Genomic DNA, 13,227 nt, shown 5'->3' on the forward strand with positions numbered 1-13,227 from the left:
CAGGTTTGCATTGCAAACCTGACGCTGTCAAGCGCGCGGTCGGAAGATGGTGACCACCACGCGGAGGCCCAGCAGCACGCTGATGACCAGCAGGTTGTAGCCGAACACCTGGTACAGGGTGATCTCCGAGCCGACCTGCGGTCCGCCTGCCGAACCCAGCAGGAGGACGCCCATCAGGCCCGCGGTGGCGCCGAGGACGGTGAGCATGACCTGGTGCAGCAGCCCGGTGACGAACGACCGGTCGCGCTCGTCGGAGAACAGCCGGATGGACAGCCCGAGGCGGCCCTGTTCGAGCGCGCTGGTGATGCGTTCGACCCGGCGCGGCAGCCGGCGCAGCATCGGCAGCATCGAGTGCAGTTCCTCGGTCACGTTGCGGCGCAACGACTCCGGCGTCAGGTGCTCGCTGATCTGCGCGCCGGCGAACGCCCGCGACTCGACGACGATGTTGAAGCCCGGCGCGATCACGCCGAGCGTGCCCTCCAGCGTCGCCAGCGCGCGGAACACGGCCGCGATCTCCGGCGGGATGCTCAGCCCGTACCGGTGGACGAGCTTGAACAGGTCGCCGAACATCTCGACGTCCGGCCGCATCCCGGCGCTCAGGTGCCGCGCCATGAACTGTCCCAGCGCGCGTTCGAGGCGTTGCTCGTCGATCTCCTCCGGCCGGTTCACCAGTTCCAGCAACGAGTCCGTGAGTCCGGCCGGGTCGCCGCGGTCGATGGCGAGCAGCAGCCGTTGCAGCGCCGCGCGTAGCATGCTGTCGATGCGGCCGACGGAGCCGAAGTCGAGCATGCCGAGCCGTCCGTCGGACAGCAGCATGACGTTGCCGGGGTGCGGGTCCGCGTGGAAGACGCCGTCGAGCATCACCTGGCGCAGCACGAACTGGAGCAGCGTGCGCGCGAGGTCCGCGTCGTCGAGCGACGCGGCGCGCAACGGGACGCCGTCCAGCCGGTCCATCACCAGAACCCGTGCGGTGCACAGCTCCTCGTGCACGCGGGGGAGTCCGACGGCGTCGCTCGACGTCGCGGTCACCGCGGCGATGTTGCGCGCCTCGACCCGGAAGTCCAGCTCCTCGCGCAACGCGACGGCGAACCCGGCTGCCAGGTCGCGCACGCCCATCGCGCGGCCCCACCTGGTGCGCTGCAACGTGTTCGCGAGCCGGTCGACGATGTCGAGGTCACCTTCGGCGACGCGCCGGACGCCCGGCCGCTGCACCTTCACGACCACCTCGGCGCCGCTCTTCAGCCGAGCGCGGTGCACCTGGGCGATGGACGCCGCGGCGATCGGCACCTCGTCGAACTCGTCGAAGACGTCGCCGAGCTCGGCCTTCAATACCTCCCGCACCTGGTCCCACGGCGCGGCGGGAACGTTGTCCTGCAACAACGACAGCTCGTCGACGAACTCGGGTGCCAGCAGGTCCGGCCGCGTCGACAGCACCTGGCCGAGCTTCACGAACGTCACGCCCCCGTCCTCCAGCGCGAGCCGCAGCGACCGCGCCAGCCCGGACGACGTGCGTTCGCGCCCGCGCAGGTAAGGGCCGAGCCCGTGCTGGAACGCGATGGACGTGATGCGCGAGTACCGGCGGGTGCGCGCGATCCGCCGGCGCAACGCGCGCCACCAGTCGGTCGGCGGCGGGATGGAGCCAGTTGGGACGATGATTTCCGCGAACGTCAGCAGACCGATCACCATCAGCAGCGTGATGCCGAGCTGCACGGAGGCCAGCGCGGACCCGGCCTGCTCGATCCGCGTCGCACTGAAAATTCCGGAGGTGAACGACAGGCCGAGCAGGCACGCGATCGCCGTCCGGACCAGGCCGATCCGCAGGCCGAGGATTCTCCGCGCGGCCAGCGCCATGCCCAGGATGAGCAACACGAACGTGACAGGTACGCCGACCGTGTACAGCAGGAAGTCGTTCACGTTTCCGCAGGCTAGATCACCTTTACTGAGAGTCCCATACATCGGACGAACCTCTCGGTTCAAGTACGTGAATGCCCCTTGACGGGGTGTCCCAGGTCACGAAAGATCCGATGAATCGCCGCCCTGCACAGCGAAGTGAGGAGCCACGGTGGTAGAGGTGAACCGACGCACGCTCATCGGCGGCGCGTTGGCCGGTGTAGCGGGAAGCGCTCTCCTGCCCGACCTCGCGCACGCGCGAGACGGCTTCAGCTGGAAGGACTTCATCGGCTCTTCCGACATGATCTGGAAGAAGATGCCGACGACCTGGTTCGACGGGCCGTTCCTCGGCAACGGCTTCCTCGGGTCGGGCATCTACCAGGAGCCCGGCAAGAACGCGATCCGCTTCAACGTCCAGCACTCGCAGGTGCAGGACCACCGGCCGGAGTTCGGTGCGCTGTTCGGCCTCGCCCGGCTGCCCATCGGGTACTTCACCCTCGAACCGGTCGGCGCGATCACGGCGATCGACCTGCGGCTCGACCTGTGGAACGCCGAGCTGGTGGGCACGATCACCACGGCGGCGGGCAGCCTGCGCATCCGGGCGTTCATCCACAGCAGACGCGACGTGTTCGCGGTCGACGTGCAGGCGACGGACGGCGAGCGCGCCTTCAAGTGGGTCTTCAACCCCGCCAAGGCGATCAGCCCGCGCACCGACCCCAAGTGGAACCGGCCCCCGCCCGTCGGCTTCACCGACAACCCGCCGGTGCAGCTCACCAGCAGCGGTGACGTGAAGCTGGCCGTGCAGCCGTTGAACGCGGGCGGCGAGCACGTCACCGCGTGGCGCGAGGACACCCGAGGAACACGTCGCACGCTCTACACGACCGTCACGTGGTCGCACCCGGACAAGACGTCCGTGCGGCGCGCGTTGCAGAACCTCAGGTGCGGTTCGGTCGAGTCGATGGCCGTGCAGCACCGGATGTGGTGGCACGACTACTACCAGCACAGCTTTCTGTCCATTCCGGACAAGAAGCTGCAGAGCTTCTACTGGATCCAGTTCTACAAGCTCGCCAGCGCCGCGCGGAAGGACGCGCCCGCGATGGCGACGTGCGGTCCGTGGCTGGAGAACACGCCGTGGCCCGCGACGTGGTGGAACCTCAACGTGCAGCTGGAGTACTGGCTCATCCACGGCTCCAACCACCTCGAGCTCGACGCCGTCACGCACTCGATCGACAAGTACCGCGACGCGCTCGTCGAGCAGGTGCCCGCGGAGTACCGGCACGACTCGGCCGGTGTGCCGCGCACGACGGACATGACCGTCAACAACGGCGCCGGCATCGGCAACTCCGGGTACGGCGTCGGCATTCCCGGCAAGGACGTTCCCACGCCCGAGGTCGGCAACCTCGCGTGGACGATGCACAACGTCTGGCTCAGCTACCGGCACACCATGGACGAGCGGATCCTGCGCAACGTGCTGTTCCCGTTGCTGCGCAGGGCGATCAACTACTACTTCCACTTCCTCACCAAGGGCGCCGACGGCAAGCTGCACCTGCCGTTCACGTTCTCGCCCGAGTACGGCGTGAACGCGGCGGACTGCAACTACGACCTGTCGCTGATCCGCTGGGGCTGCCAGACGCTGATCGACTCGGCGAAGACCCTGCGCATCAACGACCCGCTCGCGGGCAAGTGGCGCGAGGTGCTCGACACGCTGACGCCGTACCCGGTCGACCAGAACGGCTACATGATCGGCGCGGGCGTGCCGTTCGCGAAGTCGCACCGGCACTACTCGCACCTGCTGCAGGTCTACCCGCTGTACGAGGTCACCTGGGAGAACGCGGCGAACCGGCAGCTGATCGAGACCTCGCTCAACCACTGGATCAGCTTCGAGGGCGCGCTCCAGGGCTACACGTTCACGGGTGCGGCGTCGATCTCGGCGCAGATGCTGCGCGGCGACAAGGCCGAGTTCTACCTCGGCGAGCTGATGCGCAGGTACATCAAGCCGAACACGATGTACCAGGAGAGCGGCCCGGTCATCGAGACGCCGCTCTCCGCGGTGCAGTCGATGTACGACATGCTCTGCCAGAGCTGGGGCGACGTGATCCGGGTGTTCCCGGCCGTGCCCGCCTCGTGGGGCGACATCTCGCTGGACGACTTCCGCACGCAGGGCGCGTTCCTGCTCAGCGCGTCCCGGCAGGGCGGCACCACGCGGTGGGTCAAGGTGCACAGCGAGGCGGGCGCGCCGTGCGTGCTGCGCGTCGCGATCACCGACCCGGAGGTGCGCGACCGGTACGGGCGGCCGAAGCGGTTCACCGTGCTGCCCAACGGCGATCTCAGGATCGACCTGCGGCGCGGCGAGACGGCCGTGGTCCACAAGCGCGGCGACCGGCCCGACCTCAACGTCGGACCGGTCATCGGCGCCCCGGCAGCCCCGTGGGGTCTGCCGGTGTGATGCATCGCCGGGGTCCCACTGCGACGGCGGTGCGGTGGGGCCCCGGCGAGCAGAAACGCCCCCCGCTGTAACGGAGGCGGGGGCACTTGCCCAGATACGTCAGTCTGAGAAGTGGAACACTCCGGACGTCGCCGCGTGGGCGAGGCACGGGTTCGCGAAGGTCTCGCGGTAGCTGACCCTCTTGCCGCGCCACTTACCGCGTGCGGCAACGGTCGTCTCGTTGAACTCCATCGTGCAGAGGACCGAGTCCGACCTGCCGGGGAGGTTGTTGAAGTCGCCTTCGGCCTCGGCGATCCTGTCGCAGGCCTCCTCGGCCGATTGGTGCGTACCGCCGGGCGGTTCGCACTTCAGCTGCGCGGTGCTGAGCGACGTCTGTGCCTGCTGGCGCAAGGAGAGCACCAGTGACGACTGTGTGGCGGCGCCTGCCGGGATGACGCCCATGAGCGGTGCGGCCAGCATGAGGCACGCAAACAAGATTCGAGTCCTGGCCATGTCTTCACAGTGGACGGCCAAAACCTGAAACTCCAGCCAACTCAGCGGTAACACCGGATCGTGTACCTCGCCGCTCACCGTGCAACCGCCCGTGCACAACCACCGTCGCCGAAATCGATGAGGGGAGGCCTTTGTAGACCTGAGGTCCATGAAGGCCTTCCCTCATGGATCACCCGGTCGTGAGCGTGCCGGCCACCTGGTTACCCACAGCGGCCATGCCCGCCGCGTTGGGGTGCACCGGGGACGCGAGCGAGGTGGGGATGATGCCCTCGACGTACTTCTTCCACGGCAGCGCGCAGACGTCGTGGCCGAGGCTGATGTCGTACGGGTTGACGAACGCGGCGCCCGCGAGCTGCGCCTGCGTGCCGAGCATGCCGTTGAGCTGCTGCTGCACGCCGTCGAGGAACGGCACGTCGCCCTTCGCCACGGGCACGACCGGCCAGCAGCCCTGCGACGGTGGCATGACCCGCAGGTAGCCGACGACCACGACCTTGGCCTTCGGTGCGCGCTGCTTGATGCCCGCGAGCACGTTCGCGATCTTCGGCGCGGTGGCGGCGATGCGCTGGGCGAGCTCGTCGCCGAACGCCGCCTTGCAGGGCGCGCCGTGCGGGTCGGTGACGCTCTTGCTCGCGCAGGTCGTGATGATGTCGGAGAACCCGATGTCGTTGCCGCCGATCGACACCGTGACGAGGTCGGTCGACGCGCTGAGCGCACTCAGCTGCGCGACGCTCTGGCCGGGGAAGCCGCTCTGCGCGGCGAACATGTCCTTGGTCTGGGCGCCACCGCACGAGATGTCGGTGAACTTCTCGATCCTCAGCCGCCTGGTCAGCACCGATGGGTAGTTCTGCGTCGACTTGAAGCAGCTCAGCGGGTCGAGTCTCTGGAGGGGGATGAACGGTCCGGAGACGAACGAGTCACCGAGGGAGACGTAGTTCCGGTACCTCGGTGCGGCGCTGGCGGTCGGCACGAGCAGGGCAGCGATCATGGTCGTGAGCAGGGCAACCACAGTCACTCGGCGCGTCATTGCTACCTCGTTACTCTGGAGTAGGTACGTGAGACGAAGGGTGACCGGATGATTGCGCGCTGTCAATACTTGCGGGCACCCTGGAGGGATGACGGGGGTCCGCAAGGCGGCAGTGGCGAGCTCGGTGGGGAACGCGGTTGAGCTGTACGACTTCCTGCTCTACGGCACGGCGTCCGCCCTGGTGTTCGACAAGATCTTCTTTCCGCAGTTCGACAGCCGCGTCGGCGTGCTGCTGGCGTTCCTGACGTTCGGCGCCGGCTTCTTCGCGCGCCCGCTGGGCGGCGTGGTGATCGGCCACTTCGGCGACCGCGTCGGGCGGCGCACCATGCTCGTGATCACGCTCTCCGCGACCGGGCTCGCGACGGCGTTGATCGGCGTGCTGCCGACCTACGCGTCGGCGGGCATCGCGGCGCCGCTCATGCTGGTGGCGCTGCGCGTGCTGCAGGGCTTCTTCATGGGCGGTGAACAGGGCGGCGCGTCGCTGATGGCGGTCGAGCACGCCCCGCCGGGCCGCCGGGGCTGGTACGGCAGCTGGGTGTTCATCGGCTCGCCGGTCGGCCTGATCCTGGCGAACGTCGCGATGTTCCTGGCGACCAGGTGGTCCGGCCCGGACTTCCTCGTGTGGGGCTGGCGGATCCCGTTCCTGTTCAGCATCGTGCTGGTCGGCATCGGCCTGTACGTGCGGCTGCGCGTCGACGAGAGCCCGCTGTTCGAACGCGAGGAGGCGGTGAAGCTGCCGGTCGCGCGGGTGCTGCGGGAGTCGTGGCGGCGGGTGCTGCTCGCGGCGGGCGTGAACTTCGGCTTCCAGATCTTCATCTTCGTGCTGTCGGCGTGGCTGATCTCCTACGGGCGCAGGGAGTTGAGCGTTCCCGCGAACACGATGCTGATGGCCACGGTCATCGGCTCGCTGGGGCAGGCGCTGACCGTGCCGCTGTTCGCGCGGCTGTCCGACCGGATCGGCAGGCTGCCGGTGATGCTCGGCGGGGCGATCTTCATCGGCGTGTTCGCGTTCCCGATGTTCTGGCTGCTGGACGCGCGGTACGTCGTGCTCGCGATGGTGCTCGGCTTCGTCGGTTCCGGCGCGTTGTTCGGGCCGACCGCCGCCTACTACGCCGAGCTGTTCGCCACGCGCGTGCGGTACACCGGCGTGGCGCTGAGCTACCAGCTCGGCGCGGTGCTGGGCGGCGGGCTGTCGCCGTTCGTCGCGCAGTGGCTGCTCGGGTTCAAGCTCGGCGCGTGGCCCATCGCCGTGTACCTGATCTTCGGTGCCGCGGTGAGCGTCGCGTGCCTGCTCACGATCGGGTCAACGCACGAGGTGGAGCCTGCGCGTGGCGAGTCCGATCGTCAGCCGTTGACCCCAGCCGAGGCGTAGCGCGTCGGACTCGATGCCGTCGCCGAACGCGACGAGGCCGTCGGACTCGACGTCGATGCCGAGCGGGTCGCCGAGTTCGCCCTCGGTGCGGGTGACGCCGGTGCCCGGTGACGGCCACGCCTCGCGGACGAACCACACGAGCCTGCGTTCGGTCGGGGTGGGGAGTGCGATCTCGCTGTGCCGTTCGCGGTGCACCGAGCTGCACCAGCCGGTCGCGCCCGTGCCGGTGCCGATCAGGACGCCGCTGGACGCCTGGCGTTCGTCGGCGATGCGGTAGCGGGCGGTCTGGTGCGTCGGGTGGCCGACGTAGATCTCGTTGAGCGCCAACAGGGTCTGGCCGTCGTCGGTGCGCGCCTCGACCATGGTGCGCTCCTCGACCTCCCTGCTGTGCAGCAGCGAGCGGGCGTCCTCGGGGGAGTGCCGGGCGAGCACTCCCCGTTCCGGGTTGATGCCGATGACGGGCTGGCCGTCGAGGTACTTCGCGACGTTCGCGACCAGCCCGTCCTGGCCGACGATCACAACGACGTCCTCCGGTGCGAACAGGAACCGGCTGAGGTCGTCGCGTTCGACTACGCCGCGGCGCCAGTCCATCGGGATGGCGGCTTCGACGACCCTGCGCGCGTGCCTGGCCTGGTGATCACGGTGCTCCACTTCCTCGAGGCTGCGGTCCCGCGACCGCAGGAAGAACTCGACCTGTCCTCTGGTGCCGTGCCTGGCGAGCAGGTCCGTCAGCTCGGTCCTGCGGTGCACCAGCACGATCCGCGGTGCGAGTGTCATGACGTCAGCTTGTTCACCAGCGACGTCACCACGTCCGGCGTGATCGTGATGCTGCTGATGTCCGGCACGTTCTTGGCGAACTCCTGCGCGGCCAGCCCGAAGAGGACCTTCTCCGGCAGGTCGCGGTAGGCGTCGAGACGCGCAGCCTCACCGGCGGCCTCGGCCTCGGCGAGCTTGCGGATGCCCTCGGCCTTGGCGTCGTGCGCGATGCGTGCGGCGTTCGCGTTGTCCTGCGCGGTCTTCAGCGCGTTGGCGCCGCGCTGGACGACCAGCTGCTCCTCGCGCCTGGCCAGCTCGATCTGGTTCTGCAGCTCGTTCTCGCTGATCGAACGCTCCCGCTCGACGGCCATGGCCCGGCGCTCGTAGGTGGCCTTGTCCGCGTCCTGCTGCACCTTCTCGCGCACGGTCGTCTGCAGCGCCTTCTCCATGTCCGCGTCCGGCCTGATCGCGACGACGCGGACGTCGATCACGCGCAGCCCCGTCTCCTCGAAGCGCGGGTCGCCCGCCATGCCCGCGGTGACGGTCTGCTTGACCGTCTCGACGCCGTCGATCAGCGCGGTCTCCAGCGTGGTCTTGGTGAGCAACTGGAGCGCGTGCTGCTGCGTGCTCTCCGTCAGCAGGCCCGCGACCTGGTTCAACGGGTCGCCGCGCCAGTCGCCCTCGTCCGGGTCGATCGAGAAGTCGATGCGCGCGGCCGCCGTGTCCGGGTCGGTGAAGCGGTAGGTGACGGTGAGCTGGACCGTGACGTCCTGAAAGTCCTTCGTCCGCGCGTGGAACAGCATCGGCAGCTCGCGGTCGTCGACCGGGATCTCGCTCAGCACCGCCGTGCGCGGGCGGAACCAGAAGCTCAGGCCCGTTCCCTCGTGGACGACCTTGCCGTTGCGCACGTGTCTCACGTGGACCGTCGGTGCTCCTCTGAGGTGCCGCAGTCCGGGGTAGCCGCTGATGTCCGCCATCGATCTCTCCTTATCGTCAGTCTGACGATAACACTACGATGGGTCCCATGTACCGGCCAAGTGATTTCCCTCCCTTCGCGGTCACGGTCGACCTCGTCGTGCTGACGCTGCGGTCCGACGAGCTGTGCGCGCTGCTCGTCCGGCGCGGCGAGGCACCGCACAAGGGCAGGTGGGCGCTGCCGGGCGGGTTCGTGCGGGAGGACGAGTCGCTGGACGCGGCGGCCGCGCGGGAGCTGGCCGAGGAGACCGGGCTGGACCGCGTCCACTTGGAACAGTTGGGCAGCTACGGCGACCCGCGCCGCGACCCGCGGATGAGGGTCGTCAGCGTCGCCTACCTGGCCTTGGCGCCCGATCTGCCGGTGCCGGTGGCCGGTACGGACGCCTCCGAGGCGCGCTGGTCACCCGTGGACACGGCGGGCAAGCTCGCGTTCGACCACGGCCGGATCCTGGCCGACGGGGTGGAGCGGGCGCGGTCCAAGCTGGAGTACACGCCGCTCGGCACGGCGTTCTGCGCGCCGGACTTCACGGTCGCCGAGCTGCGCCGCGTCTATGAACTGGTGTGGGGCACGGCGCTGGACGCGCGCAACTTCCACCGCAAGGTCACCGGCGTACCGGGCCTGTTGGAACCGACAGGTGAGACCACCACGCGGGACGGCGGCCGCCCGGCACAGCTCTACCGCCGAGGCCCAGCCGCGACTCTCCACCCACCCCTGGTCAGGTCGTGAGTGATTGGGAGCGCTATAGCACTCCCAATCACTCACGAGGGTCAGCGCAGTGAGACGGTGTTGCCCGAGATCGAGGAGAGCTGGGCGGCCTCGATGACGTCCAGGCCGGTAACCGCGTCCTGCGGCTCCACGGGCGCGACGCCGGCCGCCACGGAGGCGTAGAACTCCTGGTACGCGCCGGGCTCGGTGCGGTAGGGCTCGCCGCCGAGACGTCCCCACGCCGCGGGCTCCTCCTCGCCCCAGCCGGGACCGCCGGGCGTGGCGCCAGCCTTCAGCAGCTCCTCCTGCGGGTCCATGCCGTGCTTCACGTACGCGGACTCGGTGCCCAGCACGCGGAACCGCGGCCCGAGGTCGGCGGCCAGCGCGCTCATCCACAGGTGGGAACGCACGCCGCCCTCGTGCTGCAGCGACAGGAACGCGTCGTCGTCCGCACGGGCACCGGCGCGCAGCGTGGAGATCTCGGCGTGCACGGACAACGGCCGCCCGAACAGCGCGACGGCCTGGTCGATCAGGTGCGTGCCGAGGTCGAACAGGATGCTGCCCAGGTCCGCGGGGTCGCCGGACTCCTTCCACGTCGCCTTGATCTCCGGACGCCAGCGCTCGAACCGCGACTCGAAGCGGTGCACGTCGCCGAGCGCCTTGGCCTCGACCAGCTTGCGGACCGTCCGGAAGTCACCGTCCCAGCGGCGGTTGTGGAACGGGGCCAGCATCAGGCCCTTCTGCGACGCCATGCTGGCCAGCGCACGGGCCTCGCCCGCCGAGCCGGCGAACGGCTTGTCCACGACGGCGGGCAGGCCGTGCTCGAGCGCGGCCCGCGCGTGCGAGGCGTGGAAGCGGTTGGGCGTGGTGACCACGACCAGGTCGTAGGAACCGGACCACACCTCGTCCAACGAGGACAGCACGGCCGTCGACGGGTAGCGCTCGCGCACCTCGGCCTGGCGGGCCGGGTTCGAGGTGACCACCGCGCTCAGCGTCAGTCCGGGCGTCGATGCGATGAACGGGGCGTGGAAAGCCGCCCCACCGAGTCCGTAGCCGACCAGAGCTGTGCGCATGGATCTCACCCTACGGCTGGTCGTCCAGCGAGTCAGTGATCCACGGAGCCACCGGGAGGTCACGCGTCTCACATTCGATGGCGAGCTTCAACGTCCACCGCAGCGCTTGGAGCACGACCGTGGCCAGCTCCTGCGGCGCGCCGTTGGCCAGCGCGATCTCGATCTGCTCGGACGCGGCGTCCTGGTCGCCGTGCACCTCGGCCAGCAAAGCTCTGATGGCCGTGCGGACGGGCGGGTCGGCGTCGTCGATCTGGACCTCGTGGCCCTCCTCGTCGAACACCTGCATCTTGACCGGCGTCGCGCCGCCGGAGCCGAGCGAGCCGACCATCGAGCTGCACTCGGCGAACAGCAGCAGGACCAGCTCCCTGATCTCCTCGTTGCCCTCGGGCGAACCGCTCAGGTAGCCGGTCACGAGGTCAACCGCGACCGCGTCCTCCCCGGCCTTGGCCGCGGCCAGCGCCTCACCGGCCACGGCCGTGAGCCGGGACCAGCGGTCTGGATCTTGCTGCGGTTGCATCGCCTCATCTTCCGCCGGACACCGGGATCCTCTGCCCTACTGCCTACCGCTTGCCCTTCCACTGCCGCAATGCCCCATCTTGATCAGAGTGCTACCGAGGTATGTCACTCCCAGGTCCAATGTGCGGACCCGCGCGGCGACCTAGCATCGGGACGTGATGCGCACACTGGCACAGGTCCTGCTCCTCCCGGACCCGACGCGCGTGTTCGCCCAGCTCTTCGGCCGGTACAAGCGTTACGCGAACTGGGCGTTCCTGCTGTACGGGGTGATCATCGCGATCATCGGCAGCGCAGAGTACGTCAAGTACGACGAACCCGACGGTTACTGGCCCCTCTTCTTCGCGCTGACCGTGGGAACCTACGTGCTGCTCACCCGGTCACCGCTGGCCGCGTGGCGGCTCGCCACGGTCGCGGTGCTGGTCGAGGGCGGGCTGAGCTACTACTACGAGGCGCCGCTCACGGCGTGGCAGTGGTGCATGTACGTGCCGGTGCTGGCCTCGCTGGCGCTGTTCTACTCGCGCGGTGTGGTGATCACCACGCTGGTGTTCACCGAACTCGTCATGCTGGCGTTCCGCGGCAGGGAGACCGAGGAGGTGGTCACCTGGTCGATGCTCGCGGTGCTGGTGATCGCGGTCGTCGGCTACCTGTTCGGCGCGCGCGGACGTGCCGAGCAGCAGATCGAGGAGGAGAAGGCCGAGAAGGGCGCGCTGGTCGAACGGGCGCGGATCGCCCGCGAGATGCACGACATCGTGGCGCACCACATGTCGAACGTGGTGGTGCGATGTGAGACGGCTCCCTATCGGATCACCGACTTGTCCGACGCGGCGAAGGAGGAGTTCGCCGAGGTCGGCGAGGCCGCCCGCAGCGCGATCACGGACATGCAGCGGTTGCTCGGCGTGCTGCGCGCGGACGGCCAGACGCCGGACACCGAGCCGCAGCCGGGCATCAACCAGATTCCGGAGCTGGTGCGCGGGACCGGGTCCGCGGCCGAGATCGACGTGGGCGACGTGCCGGAGGCCGTCGGGCTCACCGCGTACCGCGTCGTGCAGGAGGCGATCACGAACGCCCAGCGGCACGCGCCCGGCTCGGTCGTCTCCGTGCACGTGCACCGCGAGGGCGACGAACTCGACGTGGTGGTGCGCAACACCGCGGGCGGGCCGTCGTTGGGTGGGGGCGGCGGGCGTGGGCTGACCGGCATGCGGGAACGGGTCGCGGTGCACGGCGGGACGTTGACGGTGAAGTCGACGGACGACGGCGGGTTCGCCGTCCGGGCGAGAATTCCCTTGGGGGGCAAGTGATCAGGGTTGTCGTCGTCGACGACCAGGCGATGGTGCGCGAGGGTTTCTCCGCGCTGCTGGGCGCGCAGGAGGACATCGTGGTCGTCGGCGCCGCCGGTGACGGGCTGTCCGGTGTCGCGCTCTCGCGCGAGCTGAAGCCGGACGTCGTGCTGATGGACATCCGCATGCCGGAGATGGACGGGCTCACCGCGACCAAGCTGCTGCTGGAGGGCGTGAACTGCCCGCGCGTGCTGGTGCTGACCACGTTCGACCTCGACGACTACGTCTACGAGGCGTTGCGCGCCGGTGCCAGTGGGTTCCTGCTCAAGCACGCGCCCGCGTCCGAGCTCGTGAACGCGGTGCGCGTGGTGGCGCAGGGCGACGCGCTGCTGGCACCGTCGATCACCAAGCGGCTCATCGAGGACTTCGTGCGCACGCGCCGGATCGAACGCGTGCGGCCCGCCGCGTTGTCGGTGCTGACCGACCGCGAGACGCAGATTCTCGTGCTGGTGGCGAAGGGCATGTCGAACGCGGAGATCGCCGCGCACCTCGTGCTCGCCGAGCAGACCGTCAAGACGCACGTGAGCCGGGTGCTCGCGAAACTCGTGCTGCGCGACCGGGCCCAGCTCGTCATCGCAGCCTACGAGAGCGGGCTCGTGGTACCGGGGTAATGGCTCTCCGGCGTGACGACCGGGGCCCG

General features: G+C 69.2%; 12 protein-coding genes. 5 read left to right on the forward strand and 7 right to left on the reverse strand.

Going from position 1 to position 13,227, the window contains the following annotated elements:
- Window positions 1–27: 27 nt before the first annotated feature.
- The gene (locus FKR81_RS04730) at window positions 28–1,851 is read right to left on the reverse strand and encodes an ABC1 kinase family protein (RefSeq protein ID WP_235921338.1); all 1,824 of its coding nucleotides are present in this window, start codon (window positions 1,849–1,851) and stop codon (window positions 28–30) included.
- Window positions 1,852–2,062: 211 nt separating this feature from the next.
- Here FKR81_RS04730 and FKR81_RS04735 point away from each other — a divergent pair, with 211 nt between their 5' ends.
- Window positions 2,063–4,336, forward strand: a complete 2,274-nt coding sequence (locus FKR81_RS04735; protein WP_146349690.1) for a glycosyl hydrolase family 95 catalytic domain-containing protein — start codon at window positions 2,063–2,065, stop codon at window positions 4,334–4,336.
- 99 nt (window positions 4,337–4,435) lie between these two features.
- Here FKR81_RS04735 and FKR81_RS04740 read toward each other — a convergent pair whose 3' ends face one another.
- The gene (locus FKR81_RS04740) at window positions 4,436–4,828 is read right to left on the reverse strand and encodes an SSI family serine proteinase inhibitor (protein ID WP_186762770.1); all 393 of its coding nucleotides are present in this window, start codon (window positions 4,826–4,828) and stop codon (window positions 4,436–4,438) included.
- A gap of 169 nt (window positions 4,829–4,997) precedes the next feature.
- Window positions 4,998–5,852, reverse strand: coding sequence for an SGNH/GDSL hydrolase family protein (locus FKR81_RS04745; protein WP_146349692.1), 855 nt, complete (start codon window positions 5,850–5,852; stop codon window positions 4,998–5,000).
- An 88-nt stretch (window positions 5,853–5,940) separates the two neighbouring features.
- Between FKR81_RS04745 and FKR81_RS04750 the strand changes: the two genes are divergently transcribed.
- Window positions 5,941–7,224, forward strand: coding sequence for an MFS transporter (locus FKR81_RS04750; protein ID WP_146349693.1), 1,284 nt, complete (start codon window positions 5,941–5,943; stop codon window positions 7,222–7,224).
- Here FKR81_RS04750 and FKR81_RS04755 read toward each other — a convergent pair.
- Both FKR81_RS04755 and FKR81_RS04760 read right to left on the reverse strand, forming a co-directional pair.
- A complete protein-coding gene (locus tag FKR81_RS04755; protein WP_146349694.1) occupies window positions 7,156–8,001 on the reverse strand; it encodes an NAD(+)/NADH kinase in 846 nt (281 codons plus the stop codon). The two genes, FKR81_RS04750 and FKR81_RS04755, sit on opposite strands and share 69 nt — an antisense overlap.
- A complete protein-coding gene (locus tag FKR81_RS04760; protein WP_146349695.1) occupies window positions 7,998–8,957 on the reverse strand; it encodes an SPFH domain-containing protein in 960 nt (319 codons plus the stop codon). Before FKR81_RS04760 ends, FKR81_RS04755 begins: the two co-directional genes overlap by 4 nt.
- Before the next feature lie 47 nt (window positions 8,958–9,004).
- On the opposite strand from FKR81_RS04760, the gene FKR81_RS04765 reads away from it, so the two are divergent.
- Window positions 9,005–9,682, forward strand: coding sequence for an NUDIX hydrolase (locus FKR81_RS04765; RefSeq protein WP_146349696.1), 678 nt, complete (start codon window positions 9,005–9,007; stop codon window positions 9,680–9,682).
- Between the two features lie 41 nt (window positions 9,683–9,723).
- Here FKR81_RS04765 and FKR81_RS04770 read toward each other — a convergent pair whose 3' ends face one another.
- Together FKR81_RS04770 and FKR81_RS04775 are read right to left on the reverse strand one after the other, a co-directional pair.
- Window positions 9,724–10,734, reverse strand: coding sequence for a Gfo/Idh/MocA family protein (locus tag FKR81_RS04770; RefSeq protein WP_146349697.1), 1,011 nt, complete (start codon window positions 10,732–10,734; stop codon window positions 9,724–9,726).
- Between the two features lie 10 nt (window positions 10,735–10,744).
- A complete protein-coding gene (locus FKR81_RS04775) occupies window positions 10,745–11,251 on the reverse strand; it encodes a hypothetical protein (RefSeq protein WP_146349698.1) in 507 nt (168 codons plus the stop codon).
- Between the two features lie 157 nt (window positions 11,252–11,408).
- Between FKR81_RS04775 and FKR81_RS04780 the strand changes: the two genes are divergently transcribed.
- Entirely contained in the window at window positions 11,409–12,548 is a 1,140-nt protein-coding gene (locus tag FKR81_RS04780) for a sensor histidine kinase (RefSeq protein WP_235921339.1), read from the forward strand.
- Window positions 12,545–13,198: a response regulator transcription factor gene (locus FKR81_RS04785; RefSeq protein ID WP_146349700.1), complete on the forward strand. Its 654-nt coding sequence runs from the start codon at window positions 12,545–12,547 to the stop codon at window positions 13,196–13,198. Before FKR81_RS04780 ends, FKR81_RS04785 begins: the two co-directional genes overlap by 4 nt.
- Window positions 13,199–13,227 lie beyond the last annotated feature (29 nt).

It is taken from the genome of Lentzea tibetensis (assembly GCF_007845675.1).
Lineage (GTDB): Bacteria > Actinomycetota > Actinomycetes > Mycobacteriales > Pseudonocardiaceae > Lentzea > Lentzea tibetensis.

Bases quoted from the DNA above. Each gene is read 5' to 3' on its own strand.
- FKR81_RS04780 (WP_235921339.1), top strand. From the start codon at position 11,409: ATGCGCACACTGGCACAGGTCCTGCTCCTCCCGGACCCGACGCGCGTG.
- FKR81_RS04750 (WP_146349693.1), top strand. From the start codon at position 5,941: ATGACGGGGGTCCGCAAGGCGGCAGTGGCGAGCTCGGTGGGGAACGCG.
- FKR81_RS04755 (WP_146349694.1), bottom strand. From the start codon at position 8,001: ATGACACTCGCACCGCGGATCGTGCTGGTGCACCGCAGGACCGAGCTG.
- FKR81_RS04770 (WP_146349697.1), bottom strand. From the start codon at position 10,734: ATGCGCACAGCTCTGGTCGGCTACGGACTCGGTGGGGCGGCTTTCCAC.
- FKR81_RS04745 (WP_146349692.1), bottom strand. From the start codon at position 5,852: ATGACGCGCCGAGTGACTGTGGTTGCCCTGCTCACGACCATGATCGCT.
- FKR81_RS04730 (WP_235921338.1), bottom strand. From the start codon at position 1,851: ATGGCGCTGGCCGCGCGGAGAATCCTCGGCCTGCGGATCGGCCTGGTC.
- FKR81_RS04760 (WP_146349695.1), bottom strand. From the start codon at position 8,957: ATGGCGGACATCAGCGGCTACCCCGGACTGCGGCACCTCAGAGGAGCA.
- FKR81_RS04740 (WP_186762770.1), bottom strand. From the start codon at position 4,828: ATGGCCAGGACTCGAATCTTGTTTGCGTGCCTCATGCTGGCCGCACCG.
- FKR81_RS04775 (WP_146349698.1), bottom strand. From the start codon at position 11,251: ATGCAACCGCAGCAAGATCCAGACCGCTGGTCCCGGCTCACGGCCGTG.
- FKR81_RS04765 (WP_146349696.1), top strand. From the start codon at position 9,005: ATGTACCGGCCAAGTGATTTCCCTCCCTTCGCGGTCACGGTCGACCTC.